Source organism: Nonomuraea sp. NPDC050663 (assembly GCF_044456985.1).
Classification (GTDB): domain Bacteria; phylum Actinomycetota; class Actinomycetes; order Streptosporangiales; family Streptosporangiaceae; genus Nonomuraea.
Genome location: NZ_JBITGL010000001.1, coordinates 256934 through 279784, shown reverse-complemented (window position 1 = coordinate 279784; position 22851 = coordinate 256934). Strand labels below are relative to the sequence as shown.

At 70.0% G+C, this 22851-nt stretch carries 25 protein-coding genes; 13 read left to right on the top strand and 12 right to left on the bottom strand.

Annotated features, from left to right (window positions below; genetic code table 11):
- Positions 1-36: 36 nt before the first annotated feature.
- Both ACIBH1_RS01520 and ACIBH1_RS01515 read right to left on the bottom strand, forming a co-directional pair.
- Entirely contained in the window at positions 37-1779 is a 1743-nt protein-coding gene (locus tag ACIBH1_RS01520) for a glycerol-3-phosphate dehydrogenase/oxidase (RefSeq protein ID WP_397311575.1), read from the bottom strand.
- 30 nt (positions 1780-1809) lie between these two features.
- Entirely contained in the window at positions 1810-2574 is a 765-nt protein-coding gene (locus ACIBH1_RS01515) for a DeoR/GlpR family DNA-binding transcription regulator (protein WP_397311574.1), read from the bottom strand.
- Between the two features lie 86 nt (positions 2575-2660).
- On the opposite strand from ACIBH1_RS01515, the gene ACIBH1_RS01510 reads away from it, so the two are divergent.
- Genes ACIBH1_RS01510 through ACIBH1_RS01495 form a run of 4 tightly spaced genes read left to right on the top strand, consistent with a single transcriptional unit; the run spans position 2661 to position 6436 of the window.
- A complete protein-coding gene (locus tag ACIBH1_RS01510; protein ID WP_397311573.1) occupies positions 2661-3533 on the top strand; it encodes an SIS domain-containing protein in 873 nt (290 codons plus the stop codon).
- The gene (gene nagA / locus ACIBH1_RS01505; protein WP_397311572.1) at positions 3530-4657 is read left to right on the top strand and encodes an N-acetylglucosamine-6-phosphate deacetylase; all 1128 of its coding nucleotides are present in this window, start codon (positions 3530-3532) and stop codon (positions 4655-4657) included. The genes ACIBH1_RS01510 and nagA overlap by 4 nt, the downstream gene beginning before the upstream one ends.
- On the top strand, positions 4654-5619 hold the full coding sequence (locus ACIBH1_RS01500; protein ID WP_397311571.1) for a 1-phosphofructokinase family hexose kinase: 966 nt from the start codon (positions 4654-4656) through the stop codon (positions 5617-5619). The genes nagA and ACIBH1_RS01500 overlap by 4 nt, the downstream gene beginning before the upstream one ends.
- Position 5620: 1 nt before the next feature.
- Positions 5621-6436 (top strand): class II fructose-bisphosphate aldolase, encoded by an 816-nt coding sequence (locus tag ACIBH1_RS01495; RefSeq protein WP_397311570.1) that lies wholly within the window; start codon positions 5621-5623, stop codon positions 6434-6436.
- On the opposite strand, the gene ACIBH1_RS01490 is transcribed toward ACIBH1_RS01495, so the two are convergent.
- Entirely contained in the window at positions 6433-6999 is a 567-nt protein-coding gene (locus tag ACIBH1_RS01490) for a TetR/AcrR family transcriptional regulator (protein ID WP_397311569.1), read from the bottom strand. The genes ACIBH1_RS01495 and ACIBH1_RS01490 overlap by 4 nt on opposite strands.
- 73 nt (positions 7000-7072) lie before the next feature.
- On the opposite strand from ACIBH1_RS01490, the gene ACIBH1_RS01485 reads away from it, so the two are divergent.
- Together ACIBH1_RS01485 and ACIBH1_RS01480 are read left to right on the top strand one after the other, a co-directional pair.
- Positions 7073-7639 (top strand): dihydrofolate reductase family protein, encoded by a 567-nt coding sequence (locus ACIBH1_RS01485; RefSeq protein WP_397311568.1) that lies wholly within the window; start codon positions 7073-7075, stop codon positions 7637-7639.
- A 31-nt stretch (positions 7640-7670) separates the two neighbouring features.
- Entirely contained in the window at positions 7671-8405 is a 735-nt protein-coding gene (locus ACIBH1_RS01480; protein WP_397311567.1) for a hypothetical protein, read from the top strand.
- Here ACIBH1_RS01480 and ACIBH1_RS01475 read toward each other — a convergent pair.
- Genes ACIBH1_RS01475 through guaB form a run of 4 tightly spaced genes read right to left on the bottom strand, consistent with a single transcriptional unit; the run spans position 8316 to position 11920 of the window.
- Positions 8316-9038 carry a tRNA-dependent cyclodipeptide synthase gene (locus ACIBH1_RS01475; RefSeq protein ID WP_397311566.1) on the bottom strand — a complete coding sequence of 241 codons (723 nt, stop codon included), beginning with the start codon at positions 9036-9038 and terminating at the stop codon, positions 8316-8318. The genes ACIBH1_RS01480 and ACIBH1_RS01475 overlap by 90 nt on opposite strands.
- On the bottom strand, positions 8966-9235 hold the full coding sequence (locus ACIBH1_RS01470) for a 2Fe-2S iron-sulfur cluster-binding protein (RefSeq protein WP_397312177.1): 270 nt from the start codon (positions 9233-9235) through the stop codon (positions 8966-8968). The genes ACIBH1_RS01475 and ACIBH1_RS01470 overlap by 73 nt, the downstream gene beginning before the upstream one ends.
- 27 nt (positions 9236-9262) lie before the next feature.
- Positions 9263-10384, bottom strand: coding sequence for a GuaB3 family IMP dehydrogenase-related protein (locus ACIBH1_RS01465; RefSeq protein WP_397311565.1), 1122 nt, complete (start codon positions 10382-10384; stop codon positions 9263-9265).
- Positions 10385-10438: 54 nt separating this feature from the next.
- On the bottom strand, positions 10439-11920 hold the full coding sequence (guaB, locus tag ACIBH1_RS01460; RefSeq protein ID WP_397311564.1) for an IMP dehydrogenase: 1482 nt from the start codon (positions 11918-11920) through the stop codon (positions 10439-10441).
- 484 nt (positions 11921-12404) lie between these two features.
- Here guaB and ACIBH1_RS01455 point away from each other — a divergent pair, with 484 nt between their 5' ends.
- Both ACIBH1_RS01455 and ACIBH1_RS01450 read left to right on the top strand, forming a co-directional pair.
- Positions 12405-13418, top strand: coding sequence for a helix-turn-helix domain-containing protein (locus ACIBH1_RS01455; protein WP_397311563.1), 1014 nt, complete (start codon positions 12405-12407; stop codon positions 13416-13418).
- A 91-nt stretch (positions 13419-13509) separates the two neighbouring features.
- Complete coding sequence (locus ACIBH1_RS01450) at positions 13510-13887, top strand: DUF5319 family protein (RefSeq protein WP_397311562.1); 378 nt, start codon at positions 13510-13512, stop codon at positions 13885-13887.
- A gap of 10 nt (positions 13888-13897) precedes the next feature.
- Here ACIBH1_RS01450 and ACIBH1_RS01445 read toward each other — a convergent pair whose 3' ends face one another.
- The 5 genes from ACIBH1_RS01445 to ACIBH1_RS01425 form a co-directional block, all read right to left on the bottom strand.
- On the bottom strand, positions 13898-14161 hold the full coding sequence (locus ACIBH1_RS01445; protein ID WP_397311561.1) for a hypothetical protein: 264 nt from the start codon (positions 14159-14161) through the stop codon (positions 13898-13900).
- Positions 14158-14793, bottom strand: a complete 636-nt coding sequence (locus ACIBH1_RS01440) for a sigma-70 family RNA polymerase sigma factor (protein WP_181616023.1) — start codon at positions 14791-14793, stop codon at positions 14158-14160. Before ACIBH1_RS01440 ends, ACIBH1_RS01445 begins: the two co-directional genes overlap by 4 nt.
- Before the next feature lie 395 nt (positions 14794-15188).
- Complete coding sequence (gene groL / locus ACIBH1_RS01435; RefSeq protein ID WP_181615928.1) at positions 15189-16811, bottom strand: chaperonin GroEL; 1623 nt, start codon at positions 16809-16811, stop codon at positions 15189-15191.
- A gap of 70 nt (positions 16812-16881) precedes the next feature.
- On the bottom strand, positions 16882-17196 hold the full coding sequence (gene groES / locus ACIBH1_RS01430) for a co-chaperone GroES (RefSeq protein WP_206184850.1): 315 nt from the start codon (positions 17194-17196) through the stop codon (positions 16882-16884).
- A gap of 157 nt (positions 17197-17353) precedes the next feature.
- Positions 17354-18154 carry an NAD-dependent epimerase/dehydratase family protein gene (locus tag ACIBH1_RS01425; RefSeq protein ID WP_397311560.1) on the bottom strand — a complete coding sequence of 267 codons (801 nt, stop codon included), beginning with the start codon at positions 18152-18154 and terminating at the stop codon, positions 17354-17356.
- A gap of 94 nt (positions 18155-18248) precedes the next feature.
- Between ACIBH1_RS01425 and ACIBH1_RS01420 the strand changes: the two genes are divergently transcribed.
- The 5 genes from ACIBH1_RS01420 (at position 18249) to ACIBH1_RS01400 (ending at position 22829) form a co-directional block, all read left to right on the top strand.
- On the top strand, positions 18249-18740 hold the full coding sequence (locus tag ACIBH1_RS01420; protein ID WP_397311559.1) for a MarR family winged helix-turn-helix transcriptional regulator: 492 nt from the start codon (positions 18249-18251) through the stop codon (positions 18738-18740).
- Positions 18741-18796: 56 nt separating this feature from the next.
- Entirely contained in the window at positions 18797-19144 is a 348-nt protein-coding gene (locus tag ACIBH1_RS01415; RefSeq protein WP_397311558.1) for a DUF1801 domain-containing protein, read from the top strand.
- Between the two features lie 38 nt (positions 19145-19182).
- Complete coding sequence (locus ACIBH1_RS01410) at positions 19183-19797, top strand: Uma2 family endonuclease (RefSeq protein ID WP_397311557.1); 615 nt, start codon at positions 19183-19185, stop codon at positions 19795-19797.
- Positions 19798-19808: 11 nt separating this feature from the next.
- A complete protein-coding gene (locus ACIBH1_RS01405) occupies positions 19809-21005 on the top strand; it encodes a methyltransferase domain-containing protein (protein ID WP_397311556.1) in 1197 nt (398 codons plus the stop codon).
- A 144-nt stretch (positions 21006-21149) separates the two neighbouring features.
- Positions 21150-22829, top strand: a complete 1680-nt coding sequence (locus tag ACIBH1_RS01400; RefSeq protein ID WP_397311555.1) for a hypothetical protein — start codon at positions 21150-21152, stop codon at positions 22827-22829.
- Positions 22830-22851 lie beyond the last annotated feature (22 nt).

The following is a 22851-nucleotide window of genomic DNA, read 5'->3' as shown; positions in this document are numbered from 1 at the left end:
AGCGATTTCGCCGGTGTTACCCCACGGTGAAGAGGATCATGCTCGTTCGGGCGTGACGACGGGGACGATCTCCGGGGCTCCCAGCCTGATCGCGTCGGCCTCCTGGTCGCTGTCCTGCTCCTGCGACAACCGCTCGGCCTCCACCCGCTTGGTGAAGTACTCCACCTCCCGCTTGACCTGCTCGCTGTCCCACTCCAGCGCTCCCGCCATCAGCTCGGCCGCCTCCGCGGCGACGGCGACGCCCCGGTGGAAGGTCTCGATGGAGATGTGGGTGCGCCTGGTGAGCGCGTCGTTCAGGTGGCGGGCGCCCTCGTGGGAGGCGGCGTAGACGATCTCGGCGCGCAGGTAGTCGTCGGCGCCCGACAGGGGCCGTCCCAGCGACGGGTCCTCGGCGATGAGCTCCAGCACCTCCTCGATCAGCGAGCCGTACCTCTGCAGCAGGTGCTCGATGCGGGCGACGTGCAGCCCCGAGGTGTGCGCGAGCCGGTGGCGGGAGTTCCACAGGGCCTGGTAGCCCTCGGCGCCGACGAGCGGGATGCGGTCGGTGCACGAGGCGGGCACACGCTGGTCGAGCCCGTGGGCCACGGCGTCGACGGCGTCCTTGGCCATGACCCGGTAGGTCGTGTACTTACCTCCGGCGATCATGACCAGGCCGGGGACGGGGTGCGCGACGACGTGCTCGCGCGACAACTTCGACGTCTCCTCCGACTCCCCCGACAGCAGCGGCCGCAGCCCGGCGTAGACCCCCTCGACGTCGTCGCGGGTCAGGGGTACGGACAACACCGCGTTGACATGGTCAAGCAGGTAGTCGATGTCCACCCGCGAGGCGGCCGGGTGCGCCTTGTCGAGGGTCCACTCCGTGTCGGTCGTCCCGATGATCCAGTGGCGTCCCCACGGGATCACGAAGAGCACCGACTTCTCGGTGCGCAGGATGATGCCCGTCAGCGAGTGGATGCGGTCGCGCGGGACGAGCAGGTGGATGCCCTTGGACGCCTTGACGTGGATCTGGCCGCGCCCGCCGACGAGTTCCTGGATGTCGTCGGTCCACACGCCGGTGGCGTTGACGACCTGCCTGGCACGGATCTCCACCTCGGTGCCGCCGCCCTCCAGGTCGCGCACGCGCACGCCGGTGACGCGCTCGCCCTCGCGCAGGAAGCCGACGACCTGGGCGCGCTGGGCGACGTGGGCGCCGTAGGCGGCAGCCGTACGCAGCATGGTCATGACGTAACGGGCGTCGTCGACCTGGCAGTCCCAGTACTGGATGGCGCCGGTGAAGGAGGTGCGGCGCAGCGCGGGAGCCAGGCGGAGCGCGCGGCGGCGCGACAGGTGGCGGTGCGCGGGCACCCCCCGGGTCAGGCCCGAGGTGAAGCCGAGCGTGTCGTACAACGCCACCCCGGCGCCCACGTAGGGGCGTTCCCAGCCGTAGTGGGTCATGGGGAACAGGAAGGGCACCGGTTTGACCAGGTGCGGGGCGATGCGCTGCAGCAGCAGGGCCCGCTCTTGCAGGGCCTCGCGGACCAGCTCGAAGTTGAGCTGTTCGAGGTAGCGCAGGCCGCCGTGGATGAGCTTCGACGATCGCGACGAGGTGCCGGAGGCGAAGTCGCGCGCTTCCAGCAGGCCGACGTCGAGGCCGCGGGTCGAGGCGTCGAGGGCGATGCCCGCGCCGACCACGCCGCCGCCGACCACCACCACGTCGAGCTCTCGGGAGGCCATGGCGGCCAGGGCCGCGGTGCGCTCCGCGGGTCCCAGCCGGGAGCCGCCGGTGACAGTGCCCGTCATAATTCCCCCTTACCCAACAGCGACGGCCGCTTACCCGGCACGGATGACCTTGACCCCGGCCTCGGTGAAGCTCGCCGCCAGCTCGTCGGAGAGCAGTTCGTCAGTGATCAACGTATCGACATCCGAGAGGGCGCAGATACGGGCAAAGGCCCGCCTGCCCACCTTCGAGGAGTCGGCGACCACCACGACCTGGGCGGCGCGGCTGACGAGCTGGTGGTTGACGCTCGCCTCGCCCTCGTGGTGGGCCGAGGCGCCCAGCTCCACGTCGATGGCGTCGACGCCGAGGAAGGCCACGTCGAGCGTGACCTGCTCCAGGATGCCTCCGGCCAGCGGGCCGATGAGCTCGTACGACTGCGGCCTGGCCACCCCGCCGGTCACCACGATCTTCACGTGCTGGCGTACGGCGAGCTCGGCCGCGATGTTCAGGGCGTTGGTGACGATGGTGAAGCCCGATTCGCGCTGGGCGAGCACCCTGGCCACCTCGGAGGTGGTCGTGCCGCCGTTCATCCCGATCACCGAGCCGGGCGTGACCAGTTCGGCCGCGGCGGCGGCGATCCTGTGCTTCTCGTCGGCGTGACGCGCGGTCTTGTAGCGCAGCGGCAGGTCGTAGCTGACGCTCTGGGAGACCGCGCCTCCGCGGGTGCGCATCAGCATCTGCTGCTGGGCGAGCTGGTCGAAGTCTCGCCTGATCGTCGCCGTGGAGACGTCGAGGGATTCGGCGGCCTGCTCGACCGTGAGCCGCCCCTCCTCGGCCAGCAGGGCGAGAATCGCGTTCCACCTGTCGTAGCGACTCATGCCGCCAAGACTAGCGAAAGCCAGCTCTGCCCAAAAGTGCTCATTTATGCTATAAAAAGAGCAGAAACCGGCAAAGGAGGCCATGGGTGACCACCCACACCGAAACCGAGATCGCGTCCCAGCCCGGCTGCTGGCAGCGGGCCGTCTCCGAGGTGCCCGCGGACGCGCTTCCGCAGCCCGGCGAGCGGGTCGCCGTGATCGGCTGCGGCACGTCGTGGTTCATCGCCATGGCCTACGCCACCCTCAGGGAGCAGGCCGGACTCGGCGAGACCGACGCGTTCGCCGCCTCCGAGGCCCCGCTCAACAGGAAGTACGACCGGATCCTGGCGCTCAGCCGGTCCGGCACCACGACCGAGGTCCTGGAACTGCTGCGCGGCACCTCCATCAAGAGCACCGCGATCACCGCCGACCCGAACACCCCGATCATGGAGCTCGCCGACCAGGTCGTCGTGCTCGACTACGCCGACGAGAAGTCGGTCGTGCAGACCCGCTTCGCCACGACCCAGCTGGCCATGCTCCGTGCCAGCCTCGGCTTCTCGCTGGACCAGGCCATCGCCGACGCCTCCGACGCGCTCGCCGTACCGATCTCCGACGACCTCGTGAACGCCGAGCAGTTCAGCTTCCTGGGCAGCGGCTGGTCGGTCGGCCTGGCGCAGGAGGCGGCGCTGAAGATGCGCGAGGCGTCGCGCTCGTGGACCGAGGCCTACCCGGCGATGGAGTACCGCCACGGCCCGATCAGCATCGCCGGGCCGAACCGCGTCACCTGGATGCTCGGCACCGCCCCCGAAGGACTGCGCGAGCAGGTCGAGGCGACCGGCGGCACGTTCGTGGAGTCGTCGCGCGACCCCATGGCCGAGCTGGTCCTGGCCCAGCGGGTCTCCGTCGCGCGGGCCTTCGCCCGTGGGCTGAACCCCGACGAGCCCCTCCACCTGACGCGATCTGTGATCCTTAGCCCATGAGTCTCACGCTTTCCGACGCCCGTATCGTCACCCCCGCCGGGGTGCACGAGGGGTGGCTGACCATCGAGGACGGCCGCATCACCCACATCGGCCAGGGCAGCGCCCCCGGCCAGGGTCACAGCCTCGGTGGCCGGCACGTCGTACCCGGCTTCGTCGACATCCACAACCACGGCGGAGCCGGCGGCTCCTTCCCCACGGGCGACCAGGCCAAGGCACGCGACGCCGTCGCGCTGCACCTGGCCCACGGGACCACCACGACCATGGCCTCCCTGGTCACCGGCACGGTCGAGGAACTGGCCGCGGCCACCTCCTCCCTGGCCGACCTGGCCGACGACGGCCTGATCGCGGGCATCCACTTCGAGGGCCCGTACATCAGCAAGGCCCGGTGCGGCGCGCACAACCCCACGCTGCTGCGCGACCCGTCGCCCGAGGAGTTCTCCCGCCTGGTCAAGGCGGGGCGCGGCCACGTGCGCATGCTGACCATCGCCGCCGAGCTGCCCGGCGCGCTCGACACGATCCGTACGGCCGTCGCGGAGAACGTGATCGTGGCGCTCGGCCACACCGACGCCTCCTACGAGCAGACCATCGACGGCATCGAGGCCGGCGCCACCGTCGCCACCCACCTGTACAACGCCATGCCGCAGCTCGGCCACCGCGCCCCTGGGCCCATCGCGGCGCTGCTCGAGGACCCGCGCGTCACCGTCGAGCTGGTCAACGACGGCGTGCACGTGCACCCGGCGATGCTCCGCCTGGCCTACAAGGCCGCGGGCGCCGGCCGCACCGCCCTGATCACCGACGCCATGGGCGCCACCGGCCTGGGCGACGGCACCTACATGCTCGGCTCCATGGCCGTGAACGTCGCCGAGGGCGTGGCCCGCCTGGTCGAGGGCGGCTCCATCGCCGGGAGCACGCTGACCATGGACGTCGCCTTCCGCCGCGCCGTCGAGGAGATGGGACTGTCGCTGCAGGAGGCCTCCGAGATCGCCTCGCTCACCCCCGCCCGCGTGCTGGGGCTGGCGCACGAGATCGGCTCCCTCGCGGTCGGCAAGCGCGCCGACCTCGTCGTGCTCGACGACGCCCTCGTCGTCACCCATGTGATGAAGCAAGGTTCCTGGATTTCATGATCCTCACAGTGACGCTCAACGCCGCCATGGATGTCACCTACTGGGTCGACTCCTTCACCTCCGGCGAGATGAACCGGGTACGCCGGGTCGTACGGCAGGCGGGCGGCAAGGGCGTCAACGTGGCCCGGGTGCTGCACGGCCTGGGCCACGAGGTGCTGGCCACGGGGCTGGCCGGGGGGACGACGGGGAACCTGATCCTCGCCGACCTGGCCGCGGCGGGCATCCCCGCCGACTTCACGGCCATCGCGGCCGAGTCGCGGTCCACGACCGTGGTGCACGACCTGGCGGCCCAGGAGGCGACGCTTCTCAACGAGCCGGGGCCCGCGGTGACGCCGCAGGAGTGCGCGGCCTTTCTGGAGCGGTTCGGTGAGCTGGTCGGGCGGGCGTCGGTGGTGGTGGTGTCGGGAAGCCTGCCGGCGGACGCGCCCAGCACGATGTACGCCGATATTTCGGGATTGGCGGCCAAGCGGGGCGTGCCCGTGATCGTCGACGCCGACGGCGCGACCCTGCTGCACTCGCTCGGCGGCGCTCCCACGATCGTCAAGCCCAACGCCTCCGAGCTCGCCGGAGCCCTGCCGGAGCTCCCCGACCCGCCCTCCCCCACGTCCTCGCGCGTCCCGGCCGATCTGCTCGGCCATCTCCACCGCGCCGAGCACCTCCGCGATCGAGGTGCCGGCTCCGTCGTCGTCTCCCTCGGCGCCGAGGGCCTGCTCGCGGTCACCGGCGAGGGCGTGCTGCGCGCCCGCCTGCCGTACCGGGTCGAAGGCAACGCCACCGGCGCGGGTGACGCCCTGGTCGCGGGGCTGGCCCTGGGGCTGGCCGAGGGTACGGCCTGGCCGGAACGGCTGCGCAGGGCCGCCGCCCTGGGCGCGGCGGCGGTGGCGGCTCCGGTCGCCGGAGGGTTTGACGAGGCGGTCTACGCCGAAATTTCACCGGAAATCGTGATTGAAGGAGCCTCCTGACATGCCCCTGGTCGGAACCGGCGAGATCCTCGCTTCCAGCACGAACGGCGTCGGCGCGTTCAACGTGATCCTGCTGGAGCACGCCACCGCGATCGTCGCCGGCGCCGAGGCCGCGGGCCTGCCGGTGATCCTGCAGATCAGCGAGAACTGCGTGCGCTACCACGGCGCCCTCGAACCCATCGCGCTCGCCTCCCTGGCCGTCGCCCGCGCGGCCAAGGTGCCGGTGTCGGTGCACCTCGACCACGCGACCGACCGCGCTCTCGTCGAGGAGGCCGTCGAGCTCGGCGTCGGCTCGGTGATGTTCGACGCCTCCAAGCTCTCCGACGCCGACAACGTCGGCCAGACCGCGTCGGTCGCCGCCTGGTGCCACGATCGCGGCGTCTGGGTCGAAGCCGAGCTGGGCGAGGTCGGCGGCAAGGACGGCGTGCACGCCCCCGGCGCGCGCACCAAGCCGCACGAGGCCGTCGCCTACGTCGCCGAGACCGGCGTCGACGCGCTGGCCGTCGCGGTGGGCACCTCGCACGCGATGACGACCAAGGACGCCGTGCTCGACCTCGACCTGATCGCCGAGCTGCGCGCCGCCGTCGCGGTGCCGCTGGTGCTGCACGGCTCGTCGGGGGTGCCCGACGACATGCTGGGCCAGGCCGTACGGCACGGCATGAAGAAGATCAACATCGCCACGCACCTGAACAAGGCCTTCACCGGCGCGGTCCGCGAGCACGTCGGCAGCTCGGTCGACCCGCGCAAGTACATCAAGCCGGGCCGCGAGGCCGTCGCCCGCGAGGTCGCCCACCTGCTCGGTGTCCTGGCCGGTTAGATCACCCGGTCCACCGCCTCCTCGACGAGGCGGTGGATCTCCTGCTCGTCATACAGATCAGGCAGCGTCAGCCGCTCCAGGATGAGCCAGTTGAGCGCCAGCATCAGCAGCTTCACCGACGTGTCGTCACCCGGCAGTCCGGACTCCCGGTGGTTGGCGACGTTGAAGTCGACGTCGGCCCTGATCCGCTGGGTGAGCACCGCGCGCAGCTCCGGCCGGCGGGTGGCCTCCAGCCGCAGCTCCAGCAGGGCCACGAAACCGGTGGGGAACGCGGAGACCCGCCCCACCACCTCGTGCATGAGCTCCTTCAGCCGCGCGGCGTCTCGCGCGCCCTCGTGCACCGACTCCAGCGTGTCGTCACCCGGGGTCAGCCGCTCGTAGATGCGCCCTCCCACCTGCGTGAACAGGTCGTCGCGGCTGGAGAAGTAGTTGGAGGCGGTGCCCGTCGGCACCTTGGCCTGCGTGTCCACCGCCCGGAAGGTCAGACCCCGCGCGCCCTCGCGCGCCAGCACCTCGATCGCGGCGTCGATGAGCGCCTGCCGCCGTTCCGGATTCGTCCGCATGTTGACACCACTCCGTCTGTAGTACTAAGTTGAGAGCACTGCAAACACAGTACTACATACGGAGCAAATACAGATGCGAAAGCTTGTCTACTACGTCGGCGTCTCGATCGACGGCTACATCGCCGGTCCCGACCACGACATCTCGTTCTACCCGGTCGAGCACATGCTGCCGTGGATCGCGGCGGAATACCCCGAGACCCTGCCCGTCATGGCCCGGCCGCACCTGGGCATCGCCGATGCGCCCAACAAGCACTTCGACACCCTCGTGATGGGCCGCGGCACCTACGAGCCCGCCATGCTCGCCGGCATCGCCAGCCCCTACCCGCACGTCAAGCAGTACATCGTGTCCAACTCCATCGCCGGGATCGACGACCCCGACGTCACCCTCGTCAAGGGCGACCCCCTGGAGCTGGTGCGCTCGCTCAAGCAGGAGGACGGCATGGACATCTGGCTCGCCGGCGGCGGCAACCTGGCCGGGCAGCTGCTGCCGGAGATCGACGAGCTCGTGGTCAAGAGCTACCCCGTGGTGGCCGCCAAGGGCACCCGCGCCTTCGACGGCGACTTCCAGCCCACCGCCTTCACCGTCACCGACACCCACGCCCTGCCCGACGGGTGCCGCATCACCTGGTTCAAGCGTTGAACCGAACGGATCAGTCCCGCGTCGTAGGGTCATGAGACTGCTCGCAGTCCTCGCTTTCGTCGCGGGGCTGATCCTCGTTCCGGCCGGCGCCGCGTGCGCCTGCTCCTGCGCACCCTTCGAAGCCCGCCGCGCGGTCGCCGAGGCCGAGGCGATCGTCGCCGGCACCGTCGTCGACGTCCGCAGCACCGGCGGCCAGTGGGACCCGGTCGTGGCGACCATCCGCCCCGACCAGATCTACAAGGGAGCGCCGCCCCGCGACACGTACGAGATCTCCACCTCGTCGAACAGCGCCGCCTGCGGCTTCGAGTTCGTCAAGGGCACCCGCTACCTGCTCTTCGCCCACGCCAACACCGGCGAGGACCACCCGTACTACGCCAAGGGCATCGACCTGGCGACCCTGCTCTGCTCGGGCAACCAGGTGCTCAAGGCGGGCACCGCCCCGATCACCAAGGCGGACCTCCCTGCCGACCTCAAGGACGCCGACACCCTCCTCACCGCCCTCGGCACCCCCACTGCCCCGCCGTCACCCAACGCCTCACCGTCGGTCAGCGCCTCACCGTCGGTTAACGCCTCGCCATCGGCCAACGCTTCGCCGCCGCCCAACGCTTCGCCGCCGCCCAACGCCTCGCCATCGGCCAGCGCCAGCCCGGTGCCCGTGGCGCCGGTCTCCAGCGAATCACCCCTGCCCGCCATGGGCATCGGCATCGGCATCGGCGCCGCGATCCTGCTCGCCCTGATCCTCGTCCTGCGGCTGCGCAGGTCCTAGCCGCCTGCGGAAGTCGACCTGGACGCTCCGCCGCGCCAGGAGGCCAGGCGGAGCGCCGTCGAGGACGCGACAACCCTCCATCGCCAGGCCCAGCGAGCCCGGATACACCTCCGCCGCCTGCAGCACCAGCGAGAACAACTCCATGCAGGCCAGCTCCTCCACCAGGTAAGCGGTGTAACCCGCACGGTCCCCCGCCCTCACACCCCTGGACGCCAGCCGGTTCACGATCGTGGTGACGTGCCGGTCGACCAGCTCGGCGAAGAGCAGCTGGTCGGCGAGGAACCGGTCGATGCGGCGACGGGCCTCCGCGTAGCCGGGGTGGGCCAGCCAGTCGTCCCATCGGTGGATCGTCGCCGCCCCGAGCACGACGCGATTGCGCTCCAGCCACGCGTCGCCACGTCGCCGGGTCTCGGCCACCTCTCCCCCGCCCAGCTCGCGGCCGTTGTGGCGGTAGAGAGTGTCGGCGACGGTCACATGCACGCCGGCGAACCGCGCCTCCACCCAGCCAAGCAGCGCACCCAGCTTGTCACCCTCGTGGTACGGCTGGCCGACCGAGATGATCAGGTGACAGGAGTCGCACTGCCGCCAGTCGGGCCCCTCCTGACGGGCGACCCGCACCCGGTGGCGGACCATGCCGCCCACCGCACCACACGCCAGGGCGCTACGAGATCACGAGACACCCATCCTTCGACCAAGCGCCCGGCGCATTTGGCACAACGCCCACGCCCACACGACGCACGAGCCCCGATGCCCTTGAATCCCGATGCTCGATCTCCGAGCGGCCCCGAACGCCGACGCCCGAACGCCGAAGTGGCGGGGTCGTTTCGCACGACGCCCGCCACCCCCTCGTGACTCCTCTACCGCTGCGGAGGCGCCACGACGACCTCGACCCGCTGGAACTCCTTGATGTCGGAGTACCCCGTCGAAGCCATCGTCCGACGCAGCGCGCCCATGAGGTTCATCGACCCGTCCGCCGCGCTCGACGGTCCGTGCAGGATCTGCGCCAGGGTCCCCACCGTGCCGAAGTGCACCCGCTTGCCGCGCGGCAGGTCGGCGTGGTGTGCCTCGGAGCCCCAGTGGAAGCCGTGGCCCGGAGCCTCGACGGCGCGGGCCAGGGGGGAGCCGACCATGACGGCGTCGGCGCCGCAGGCGATGGCCTTGGCGATGTCGCCCGAGGTGCCCATGCCGCCGTCGGCGATCACGTGGACGTAGCGGCCGCCTGACTCGTCCATGTAGTCGCGGCGGGCCGCGGCCACGTCGGAGATCGCGGTGGCCATCGGCACCGCGACGCCCAGCACGTTGCGGGTGGTGTGGGAGGCGCCGCCGCCGAAGCCGACGAGCACGCCCGCGGCGCCGGTGCGCATGAGGTGGAGCGCGGCGGTGTAGGTGGCGCAGCCGCCGACGATCACCGGGACGTCGAGCTCGTAGATGAACTGCTTGAGGTTGAGCGGCTCGGCGTTGGACGACACGTGCTCGGCCGAGACGGTGGTGCCGCGGATGACGAAGATGTCGACGCCCGCGTCGATGACGGCCTTGTAGTACTGCACGGTCTTCTGCGGCGACAGCCGTACGGCGGTCGTCACCCCGGACTCGCGGATCTCCTGGATGCGCCGCCCGATCAGCTCCTCCTGGATGGGGGCGCTGTAGATCTCCTGCAGCCGCCTGGTGGCCGCGGCGTCGTCGAGGGTCGAGCACTCCTCCAGCAGCGGCAGCGGGTCTTCGTAGCGGGTCCACAGGCCTTCGAGGTCGAGCGGGGCCAGCCCGCCGAGGCGGCCGATCTCGATGGCGGTGGCCGGCGAGACGACGCTGTCCATGGGCGCCACGACGACCGGCGACTCGAAGCGGTAGGCGTCGATCTGCCAGTTGATCGAGACCTCTTCGGGGTCGCGGGTGCGGCGAGAGGGCACCAGGCCGATCTCGTCGAGGGCGTAGGCACGGCGCCCGGACTTGCCGCGGCCGATCTCCACCTGCTGAGTCATCTGTCTTGCCTATCTTCCGTGGTGCCTGCTGGAGCGCTGGGGTGCCTCGACCGGTCAGCGGCCGTGGTAGTTGGGGGCCTCGACGGTCATCTGGATGTCGTGGGGGTGGCTCTCCTTGAGCCCGGCCGCCGTGATGGGCATGAGCTGGCCCTTCTCGTGCAGCTCGGCGATCGTGCGGGAGCCGGTGTACCACATGCCCTGGTGGAGGCCGCCGACCAGCTGGTGCACCACGGCGGAGACGGGGCCGCGGTAGGGCACCTGGCCCTCGATGCCCTCGGGGATGTACTTCTCCTCGCTGGAGACCTCGGCCTGGCCGTAGCGGTCCTTGCTGAAGGAGGCGCCGCCGCGCTCGCGGTTGCGCACCGCGCCGAGCGAGCCCATGCCCCGGTAGGACTTGAACTGCTTGCCGTTGATGAAGATGAGCAGGCCGGGCGACTCTTCGCAGCCGGCGAGCAGGGAGCCGAGCATCACGGTGTCGGCGCCCGCGGCGATGGCCTTGGCGATGTCGCCGGAGTATTGCAGGCCGCCGTCGCCGATCACCGGGACGCCGGCGGGCGCGCAGGCGAGGGAGGCCTGGTGGATGGCGGTGATCTGCGGAGCGCCGACTCCTGCGACCACGCGGGTGGTGCAGATCGAGCCGGGACCGACGCCGACCTTGACGGCGTCGGCGCCCGCGTCGACGATCATCTGGGCGCCCGCGCGGGTGGCGATGTTGCCGCCGATGACCTGGACCTTGCTGTTGGCCTTGAGCTTGCCGATCATGTCGGCCAGGCCCTTGGAGTGGCCCTGGGCGACGTCGACGACGATCACGTCGACCCCGGCGTCGATGAGCGCCTTGGCGCGCTCCTCCGCGTCGCCCGCCACGCCGATCGCCGCGCCGACCATGAGGCGGCCGTCGGCGTCCTTGGTGGACAGGGGGTACTTCTCGCTCTTGGTGAAGTCTTTCACCGTGATGAGGCCGCGCAGCCGGCCCTCGGAGTCGACCAGCGGAAGCTTCTCGATCTTGTTCTTGCGCAGCAGGTCGAACGCGCCGTCGCTGGAGACCCCGACGGGGGCGGTGACCAGCGGCATCGGCGTCATGACCTCGCGCACCGGCCGGTTCTGGTCGGTCTCGAAGCGCATGTCGCGGTTGGTGACGATGCCGACGAGCCTGCCGTCGGCGTCGGTGACCGGGACGCCGGAGATGCGGTAGGTCGCGCACAGCCGCTCGACGTCGGCCAGGGTGTCGTCGGGGGTGCAGGTGACCGGGTTGGTGACCATCCCGGCCTCGGAGCGCTTGACCAGGTCGGCGTGGGTGGCCTGCTCCTCGATCGACAGGTTGCGGTGGAGGATGCCGATGCCGCCCTGGCGGGCCATCGCCACCGCCATGCGCGCCTCGGTCACGGTGTCCATGGCCGCGGAGACCAGCGGGATGTTGAGGGTGATGCCGCGCGACAGGCGGCTCTGGGTGCTCGCCTCGCCCGGTTGCATGTCCGAATACGCGGGCACCAGAAGCACGTCATCGAACGTGAGACCGGTTTCGGTGAATTTGGACATGCGGGCTGACCCCTCCCCGACGCTGATGATGCTTCTCAGTTTAGGGGCGGCCCGCTCGTGCCCGAGGGGCGGCTGCGCACTTTGTGGATAACCGGAGGCAGGCGCGTGCCGTACACACCCATGGCGAGGGCGGCGACCCCCACGATGCGCCGCCGCCCTCCCGAAGGCCCGCAGGCCCATGAGTGCCAGGGGATCGGCCGGCCGGTGATCCGGCCGATCCCCCAGCCACCGGCACTCGCGCGGGGCGCGATCGGGCCACCGAACCCCCCTCCGCGTCCTGATGGCCACGCCACTCGCGTCCGAATGCCGACGCTGGGTTAAGCCTGCGTTACGCGGAGAGACACCGCAATGTCAAAAGGTGCAAGTGCACGAAGTTGCACCCCAGTCCTCTCAACACGCGGACAGCGCGCCATGACCGGGTTATCCTCGCGGCACGCCCGTTGGGCGGGCCCCTGGCCTGCCCCGACCCCCAACGGAGCTACGCATGCGCAACGAGTTCACCACCGCGACGGACGACCCGCTGGAAACACTGGGCCTCGACCACGCGCAGGCCGCCTTGTACACAGCGGTCCTGCGGTTGCACCGGGCGACGCTCAACGAGCTCGCGGAAGCCATGGACGGACCGGTCGACAAGGTCGGCCGCCAACTGCAAGAGCTCGTACGGCTCGGCGTGGTCGACGAGCGCTCGGGCGAATACCTGGCCCGCCATCCCGCCGCCGCGCTCGGCCGGCTCATCGCCGAGCGGCTCGACCGCCTGGCCGAGGAGAGCCGCCGCATCGACTCGGCGCTCGGCTCCATCCGCGGCCTGATCCGCGACTACGACGCCGGACGCGACTACCAGGACGGACCGTTCCCCGTCGAGCTCGTCAGCGGCGCCGACATCCTCTACGAGAGCGTCGTCGGCATGGCCGTCCAGGCGCCGCGGATGGACATCTGCACCGTGGTCCCCGACGAGCGCACCATGAACGACTTCGTCAGGAAGTTCGCCGATCCGTGGATCGACGCCCAGGAGCGCGACCTGCTGACGGTGCACGTGCTCATCCCCGTCGCCACCCTGGCCCTGCCCGGCGTGCGCGCGCAGCTCCAGCGCCTGGTCACCACCGGCGGCAGGGTGCGCACCATGGACCGGCTGCCGAGCTGGTTCATGACCGCGGGCACCAGCGTGGCGGGCCTGCCCGCGCAGTGGGGCGGCAACCTGCCCGACCACGCGTACAACTTCTACCTCGTGCGCGCGCACATCGTCGTGGGGGTGCTGCGCTCCCTCTTCGACGAGTTGTGGAACCGGGCGGTGCCGCTGCCGTGGGGCCGCAGGGGCGACGGCATGATGCAGGTCATCCGGCTGGCCGCCCAGGGCATGTGCGACGAGTCGATCGCCCGCCAGCTGGGCGTCTCGGTGCGCACGGTGCGCGCCAGGTTCGCCGACGCGATGACCGAGCTGAGCGCGCAGTCACGCTTCCACGCGGGCGTCGAGGCGGCCCGCCGGGGCTGGCTGGGCTGAAACAGGGCCGAGATCGGGTCTTTGTCGGCCACATGCGCACGGCGACACGCTTATTGGTGCCCTCAGGTCGTTGGGTCACTATGGTGGAAAGGTGCTGGAAGATGTCCCACGCGACCCGTTCGCGGACGATCCCGATGACCCGGCCGCCGAGCTGGGTGAACTCGACGACCCCGTCCCGCTGACCGCGTCCGAGCGCGATGAGGCGATCACGGATCTGGCCGACGTCGAGGTCTTCCGGTCGCTGCTCGAACCCCAGGGAGTGCTGGGTCTGGTCCTCGACTGCCCGGAGTGTGGCGAACAGCACTATTTCGACTGGGAGCTGCTGCGCGGCAACCTGCGCCAGATGATCGACAACGGGCGCCCGCAGATGCACGAGCCCGCCTTCCACCCCGACCCGTCCGACTACGTGAGCTGGGAGTACGCCAGGGGATACGTCGACGGGGTCATCGACACGGAAGAGCGCAACTGAGCCACCGGCTCTACACGAGCGCGTGAGGCGGACCGCCCAGCTGCTCGCACGACTGTCTCCCGCGGCCCTCGGAGGCCGCCTTCGGTTCCCCTCGCCTCACGTCGGCCGCCAGCGCGGCCAGCAGCCGCACCGCGGCATCGCCGTCGCCGGCGGACTCACCGGCCGCCAGCGCCGTGAGCAGGTCGTCGGTCTGGGCCAGATCTTCCAGATAGGCCACCTTGCGGCCGCTCTCGGTGGTCGCGGCCGCCCGCCCTCGCCGGAGCTCCGGCGTCAAGCCGACTCCAGCTCGGCCATCTGCCGCAGTCTGGCCAGCGCTCGATGCTGGGCCACGCGGACCGCTCCTGGTGACATGCCAAGTACATTACCGGTCTCCTCGGCCGACAGGCCCGACACGACCCGCAGCAGGAGCAGCTCCCGCTGGTTGTCGGGCAGCCGGCTGAGCAGCATGCGGGCGTGCTCGACCTCGATGTAGCGCACCACGGTCTCCTCCGGCCCCGGGCCCTCGTCGGGCCCGTCGGGGAGGTCTTGAGTGGGTACGGCGGAGCGCACGGAGCTGCGCAGCGCGTCGGCGACCTTGTGGGCGGCGATCCCGAAGACGAAGGACGCGAACGGCCTACCCATATCCCGATATCTGGGCAAAGCGGACAGAACCGCAATGCATACCTCTTGGGCCACGTCGTCGGCTATGTGATATTGCCCGGAAACGCGCCCCAGCCTGGCGCGGCAATAGCGCACGACCATCGGACGCAACTCACCGAGCAGGGATTCGATCGCACTGCGATCTCCCTGGACGGCCAGGTTGGTCAGTTCCCTTAGCTCGGAGTCATCCGTTCGTGCCGGAAGTCTCGACGCGAGCCTTACCCCAATTTTGGCGTCGGCGACGCTTCCCTCGCTCACGATAGGCATGATGCCCGCGCTGATCCGCCCTGTCGTCATAGCGAACGGCTACGGATTGGTCACATTGAGGAGACGATAACGCGCCGTAATCAAATGGCCACACTAAGCCTTTCAGCCTCGTCCATTATTTCACGAGATATGCTGAAATTGCGGGCAATTGTCAGATCGGCTAGACGCTTTACGACCACGTTTGGTTTACCGGAGAAAACACTTTTCAGTCCTACGAGGCTAGCTGCCGCTCTCCTCCACGAATCAGCGGGGGCTCCCCGAGCGTTACAGCGCCTCAGACGGCGCCTGCCGTACACCGACCCGGTCACGCGCGCCCAGCCCGCCCGGCGGCCCCTCAGACGACGAGAGGCCCGCCCCCGCGCGGCGGGGACGGGCCTCTACGGAGAGCGCGAGGCTCAGTGGCCGTGGCCGTGACCGTGGCCGTGACCACCGGCGGCCGGGGCCTCCTCCTCGGGCTTGTCGACGACAAGCGCCTCGGTGGTGAGCAGCATGCCGGCGATGGACGCGGCGTTCTGCACGGCCGAGCGGGTGACCTTGACCGGGTCGATGACGCCCTGGGCGATCAGGTCGCCGTACTCGCCGGTCGCGGCGTTGAGGCCGTGGCCGACGGGCAGCTCGGTCACCTTGGAGGTGATGACGTAGCCCTCGAGGCCGGCGTTCTCGGCGATCCAGCGGGCCGGCTCGACCAGCGCGCGGCGGACGACGCCCACGCCAGTGGCCTCGTCGCCGGACAGGCCGAGGTCGTCGATCTCCTTGGCGACGTGGATCAGGGCGGAGCCACCGCCGGAGACGATGCCCTCCTCGATCGCGGCGCGGGTCGCGGAGATGGCGTCCTCGAGACGGTGCTTCTTCTCCTTGAGCTCGACCTCGGTGGCCGCGCCCACACGGAGCACGCACACGCCGCCGGCGAGCTTGGCCAGGCGCTCCTGGAGCTTCTCGCGGTCCCAGTCGGAGTCGCTCTGCTCGATGGCGAGCTTGATCTCGCGGACGCGGTCCTCGATCGCCTTGGCGTCACCGGCGCCGTCGACGACGGTCGTGGTGTCCTTGGTGACGACGACACGGCGGGCGGTGCCCAGCACCTCGAGGCCGACGTGCTCCAGCTTGAGGCCGATCTCCTCGGAGACGACGGTGCCGCCGGTGAGGATGGCCATGTCCTGCAGCATCGCCTTGCGGCGGTCGCCGAAGCCCGGCGCCTTGACGGCGACGGAGGTGAAGGTGCCGCGGATCTTGTTGGTCACCAGGACGGCCAGGGCCTCGCCCTCGACGTCCTCGGCCACCACGACGAGCGGCTTCTTGGTCTGGGCGACCTTCTCCAGCAGCGGCAGGAAGTCGGCGATGGAGCCGATCTTGCTCTGCGTGAGCAGGATGTAGGCGTCCTCGAGGACGGCCTCCATGCGGTCGGGGTCGGTGACCATGTAGGCCGACAGGTAGCCCTTGTCGAACTGCAGGCCCTCGGTGAACTCGAGCTCCATGCCCATGGCGTTGGACTCTTCGACGGTCAGCACGCCGTCCTTGCCCACCTTGTCGAACGCCTCGGCGATGAGCTCGCCGATCTTGGCGTCCTGGGCGGAGATGGTGGCGACGCTGGCGATCGACTTCTTGTCCTCGACCGGCTTGGCGGAGGCCAGCAGCTTCTCGCTGATGCTCTTGGCGGCCTTGTCGATGCCCCGCTTGAGGTCCATCGGGTTGGCGCCGGCGGCGACGTTGCGCAGGCCTTCCTTGACCATGGCCTGGGCCAGGACGGTCGCGGTGGTGGTGCCGTCACCCGCGATGTCGTTGGTCTTGGTGGCGACTTCCTTGGCGAGCTGGGCGCCGAGGTTCTCGTAGCGGCCCTCGAGCTCGATCTCGCGGGCGATGGTGACACCGTCGTTGGTGATGGTCGGCGCACCGAACTTCTTGTCGATGACCACGTTGCGGCCGCGCGGGCCCAGGGTCACCTTGACGGCGTCCGCGAGTGCGTTGACGCCCCGCTCAAGTGCGCGGCGGGCGCCCTCGTCGAACTCCAGAATCTTCGGCATTGCAGATAAGTCCTCTCCAGGCGTCGAAAGCCCCGGGCGCTAGAGCGACCCGGGGCCCGACATATCCGACTTACTTCTCGATGATGGCGAGAACGTCGCGGGCGGAGAGCACCAGGTACTCCTCGCCGCCGTACTTGACCTCGGTGCCGCCGTACTTGCTGTAGAGGACGATGTCGCCCTCCTTGACGTCAAGCGGAATCCGCTTGTCGCCGTCCTCATCCCAGTTGCCCGGGCCCACAGCGAGGACCTTGCCCTCCTGCGGCTTCTCCTTGGCGGTGTCAGGGATGACAAGCCCGGAAGCGGTCGTCTGCTCAGCCTCAAGCGGCTGAACCACGATGCGGTCGCCGAGCGGCTTAACGGGAACCTTGGTGGCGGTCGTCACGATCGGACCTCCCCTTCAGATTTGACTGATCTAGAAGAGGCGACCAGCGGCCTGCCGTCGCGGGTGTCAGACCTGCCTCGTCGCTTTATTGGCACTCTCAAGGGGAGAGTGCCAACAGGAAACATATGCAAGAGGGGCTTGACAGTCAACACGAACGGCTTCAGGCCGTGTACGAGCCTTCTTCCAGGTCGGACAGGATGCCAGGCCGGTTCGGGTGCCATCCGAGGGTGGTGCGTGTTCGCGCGGAGCTGACACGCTGGCTCAGCGCGAGCGCTTCGGCGAACGCGGCGCCCACGACCTGGGCCGCCTCGGAGACCGGCCAGGGCCGGGGATCCGGCGCGATCGCACCGGCCACCACGTCCAGGGAGACCGCCTCGCTCACCCCATGGAACACCTGACCGGAAGCCTTATGTTCCACTGCGGCCACAATCAGGTCCACCAGATCGTCGACGTGCACGAACGACCAGGTCGGCACCCGCCCGTCCGCGCTCACGTAGACGCCGTGACCACGCTCGGCCGCCCAGGCCCTGAGCAGCGCGGGGATGCCCTGTCCCCGCCCGTGCACCACGCCGGGGCGGATCACCGAGCCGCCGCCGTCGAGCACCAGCCGCTCCACCGTCGGCCGGTAGCCGACGATCGCGATCGGGTTCACGGGGCTGTCCTCGGCGCCGTCCTCGGTGTCGCCCAGGACCCAGACCCCGCTGACGTAGTGCACCCGGCCCAGCTTCCCGATCGTGGCCACGTCGGTCGGCTCGTCGCCGGTGAGCTGCCCGGCGTGCACGATCGCGTCGAACTCCTCCGACGGAAGGCTCGCCGGGTCACCCAGATCCCCCACCCGCTCCTCGTACGGCACGCGGCCCGCCTGCCGTACGAGGGCCACCACCTGGTGCCCGCGTCCCGCCAGCCGCTCGGCCACCACCGAGCCGATGTATCCCGTCGCGCCCACAACCAAGATCTTCATGACCCAACCTTTCGACATCGAATCTTTCGACGTCGCAGACGTTAGCCCTTCCCATCGAAAAGTTCAACCTCGAAATGTTTGGTATCGTCGCACCATGCGTGACGCAGTCGACGGCATCAGCGACCAGTGGGCCCAGGCCCTCCCCGACCTGGACGTCACCCCCATGCACGTGGTCGGCCGCCTCTCCCGCGCCTCCCGCCTGCTGGAGCGCGGCATCAAGGAACACCTCGCCACCCGCGACCTGGAGCCCTGGGAGTTCGACTCCCTGCTGACGCTCCTGCGCAGCAACCCCGAGCACACCATGTGCATGAAGGACGTCACCGCGGCCATGCTCGTCAGCCCCGCGACGCTCACCAATCGCATGGACCGCCTGGTCGAGCGCGGCCTCGTCACCCGCTCCCAGGCGCCGGGCAACCGCCGCATGGTCCTGGTCACCCTCACCGACGAGGGCGCCCGCCTGGCCACCGAGATCGTCTACAGCCACGTCGACAACGAGCAGCGCATGCTCGCCGCCCTCGACCCGGCCGAGCAGGACCTGCTGGCCGGACTCCTGCGCAAGCTCCTGCACTCCCTGGGCGACGGCTGAGGTTCCGTGGTTTCCACGGATGCCGCTCCGTGGAGCGCGTCGGCAGACTCACTGCCATGGACAACGCCATCGAGCAGTACATCGCCCAGCTCCCCGCCCACCAGCAGGAGATCGTCGAGGCCCTGCGCACCGTCGCCGCCTCGGCCGCGCCCAGCGCGTCGGAGGTGATCCACTACGGCTCGCCCGCGTGGCGCATCACCAAGGGCCACATCGCGATCGTGCGGCCCTCCAAGGCCCACGTGCTGCTCGCCTTCGACCGCGGCGCCGACTTCACCGACGGCCACGGGCTGCTGGAGGGATCGGGGTCGCGCTCGCGCCACGTCAAGCTCAGGAGCCTGGACGATGTCGACGAGAGGGCGTTGCGCGACTACTTCACCCAGGCGGTGGAGAATGTGGTTCGATGACTACGAACGGTGATCAGACCGACGCTACAGTGAGTGATGTGACCAGCACGATGGAGCACACCCGAGACGTTCTGAAGAACTGGCCCTTTCCCCCCGAGGGCGGCTGGGAAGCCGACGACCTGGACCTCCTCCCCCCGGACGGCCCGAACGGCGAGCTCGACATCTTCAAGCGCGTGGAACTCATCGATGGAGCCCTCATCCTCATGTCCCCCCAGCGTCGTTTCCACGATCGAGCGATCAGGGGCCTGGCCAATCTCTTGGACAGCCAGGCTCCTGAAGAATTCGGCATCGCAACCCAGATGACCGTGACGATCGCCAAACACCAGCGGCCCGATCCCGATCTGATCGTCATCAACGCGGCGGTCGACGACGACAACCGCACTTCCTACGTGCCCAGAGAGGTGTTCTTGGTGGTCGAGGTGGTCTCCCCGGAATCCGTCTACCGCGACCGCAAGGTGAAGCCGCGGATCTACGCGTCCGCGGGCATCAAGCACTACTGGATCATCGACGACGAGGACGGCAAGCCAGTCGTCACCACCCTCGAACTCGACCCCGACACCGGCACCTACGACCACACCGGCACCTACCACGACTCCTTCTCCCAGAACGAGCCGTTCCCCCTGGAAATCCACTTCGCGGAGCTGCTGCAGTAACGTCGGATGGCGTGGACCTCGACGCCTTCCTCGCCCTGCTGACGCCTCTCGGACAGAAGGCGCTGGCCGAGGCGTCGGAGCTGGCCGGCGCCGATCCGGTCGCCGCCGCCACGCGGCTGCGCCGCACCTACGACGCCTCGCTCACCTCCGCCGCCCTCACCCAGGCCGGGCTGCGCGCCCGTGCGAAGGTCAAGTTCGGCGCCGACGCCGAGCTCATGTACTTCACCCCTCACGGCCTCGAGCAGTCGACCCACGCCGACGTCGCGGCCCATCGCGCCGCGCGGCTGACCGGCTCGCTGCGCGTCGTGGACGTCTGCTGCGGCGTCGGGGGCGACTTCCTGGCGCTGGCCCGCGCCGGGCACACGATCGACGCCGTCGACCTCGATCCGCTGACCGCCGCCGTGGCCGCCGCCAACGCCGACGCGCTGGGGTTGTCGTCGCGGGTCACGGTGCGCACGGGCGACGCGGCCGACGTCGATCCCTCGGGTCACGACGTGCTCTTCGCCGATCCCGCGCGCCGTACGTCGCGGGGGCGCACCTTCGACCCGCAGTCGTACTCTCCGCCGTGGCCGGTGGTGCTCGGCCTGCTGGAGCGCTCGCGGGCGGCCTGCCTGAAGGTGGCGCCCGGGCTGCCGTACGAGTTCATCCCCGAGGACGCCGAGGCCGAGTGGGTGTCGCACCGGGGCGAGGTCAAGGAGGCCGCCCTGTGGACCGGCGCCCTCGCCCGCCGTACGGCGCAGCGGACCTCGGACGAGCACCCGTGGCGGCGGGCCACCCTGTTGCCCGGCGGGCACACGCTCACCCCCACCGGCGCCACGGCGGCGGTCGGCCCGATGGCGCGCTACGTCTACGAGCCCGACGGTGCGGCGATCAGGGCGCACCTGGTCGCCGAGGTGGCCGACCTCGTCCAGGGCCATCTCGCTGACCCGATGATCGCCTACATCACCTCCGACGCCGCGGTGGGCACTCCGTGGGCGGCGCGCTACGAGGTGCACGAAACGCTCCCCTTCTCCCTCAAGCGCCTGAGATCGACGCTCAGAACGCGCCAAATAGGAAATGTCACCATCAAGAAGCGCGGGTCTGCCGTCGATATCGAGCGTTTGCGCAGCGACCTCCGACTTTCCGGCGACAAATCGGCGGTTGTCATCCTGACGCGGATTATGGACAAGCCATTCGCCCTGCTCTGCTCCCCCTGTCCACCTGCGTAAACAGGAATATCGACATCTTTTATCGTCGCCCAGAAGTATCTTGATCCACTGGCTAAGGTGGACGTGCGGGAGTTTTCCTCCCATGCGAACCGGACCAATCCCACCGCCGCGCAGAAAGCCGTAGGCGAGTGCAAGGAGTTTTCGGTGGATCATTCCAACCACACGGCCCTTCTGCAGGCTAGCGGCCAGGCAGCCATCTCCGACCGGATGCGGGAGCTCCTGGCGCGCGCCGCCCAGGATCACGTCTACGAGCAGCGCACCCAGGGGGCCGTGCTCGACGAGATCCGCCAGCGTCTCGAAGGCATGGAGTGGCTGCTGCGCGAGGTCCGCGAGCGCGAGCTCGGCGGCCTCAGCGGCGCCCTCGACACCGTCAGCGGCCGGCTCGACGACATCACCACCCGCCCGCCGTCGTGGGCCGAGAGCCTCGCCGAGCACGTCGAGGCGGTCCGCGACCGCGTCGGCCTCGTCGGCGACCAGGTCGGCACGGTCGGCGAGCGTGTCACCCCCATCGGGGAGCTGCCCAGCCTGTGGGCCGACGTCGGCACCATGGGCGAGAACGTCGACGAGGCCCTGCGCCGCCTCCAGGCCGTCGTCGACGGCACCGAGGGCATCGCCAAGCGCGTCACCGACGTCGTCACCCACCTCGGCCAGCTCGGCAACCAGATGGAGGCCGCGGCCAACCGCTTCTCGCGCCTCGACAAGTCACTCGGCGAGCTGGCCGGCCGCACCGACCGCATCGAGGGCGGCCTGATCGAGCTGTCCGAGCGGCTCGACGAGAAGGTCGACGCGGCCGCGGCCCAGGTCGAGCAGAAGGTCGAGCAGAAGGCGACCCAGCTCGATCAGCGGGTCACCCAGCTCGACCAGAGGCTGGGCTCGGCCGCCGACCGCCTCGACCAGCAGCTGGCCGCCACGACCGAGCAGCTCGACGACAAGGTCGGCGCCACGGCCGAGCGGCTCGAAGGCAACCTCGCCGCCGCCACCGAGCTCCTGTCGGCCGCGGTCGAGCAGGTCAACGCCAGGGTCGACGCCGGCGAGCAGTCCCTGTCCGGCCGCCTCGACCTTCTCGACAGCCGGGTCGACCGCGTCGACGGCCGCCTGGTCGCCGTCGACAACCGGCTCGGCAGCGTCGACAGCCGCATCGAGACCGCCGACGAGTGCCTGGCCGACATCGACACCCGTCTCGACGGCGTCGACACCCGCCTGGGCGCCCTCGACGGCCGCTCGGCCTCCCTCGACAAGCGCCTGGCCGTCGTCGACGGTCACCTGCGCCGCCACGACGACCGCTTCGACTCGCTCGACGGCCGGGTCGACAGCCGCTTCACCTCGCTCGACGAGCGGGTCGGCAACGCCGACGGCCGCCACGAGGCCCGGTTCAACAACCTCGACTCCCACCTCGGCGCGCTCGACGAGCGGCTCGTGGAGGTCGAGGAGCACATGGTCAGCCGCTTCGACGGCGTCGACCTGCGCGCCGAGCAGGCGCGCGAGCAGCTGGAGTCGGTCGACGACCACGTCGAGGCCGTCAACCAGCGCATCGGCCAGCTGCCCGCCACGCTCGGCGTCGGCCAGCAGGTCGGCGAGCTCCTCGACGGGGTCACCACCGAGCACGTCAAGCGGCTCGACGCGATCGACGAGCGGCTGTCGACGGCGGCCACGACTCTGGCCGAGATCGTTCAGGCCCGGCCCGACCGCGACGAGGTCAGCGAGACGGTGACGGGCATCGTGGAGCCCGCCACGAGCGACCTGACCAAGCGGCTGAGCGCGCTCGAGGAGACGATGCTGGCGCTGGCCGAGGCGCTGCTGCGGCCGTCGCGCCCGAAGGACTGAGCCGCCGCACGACCGCCGTGCC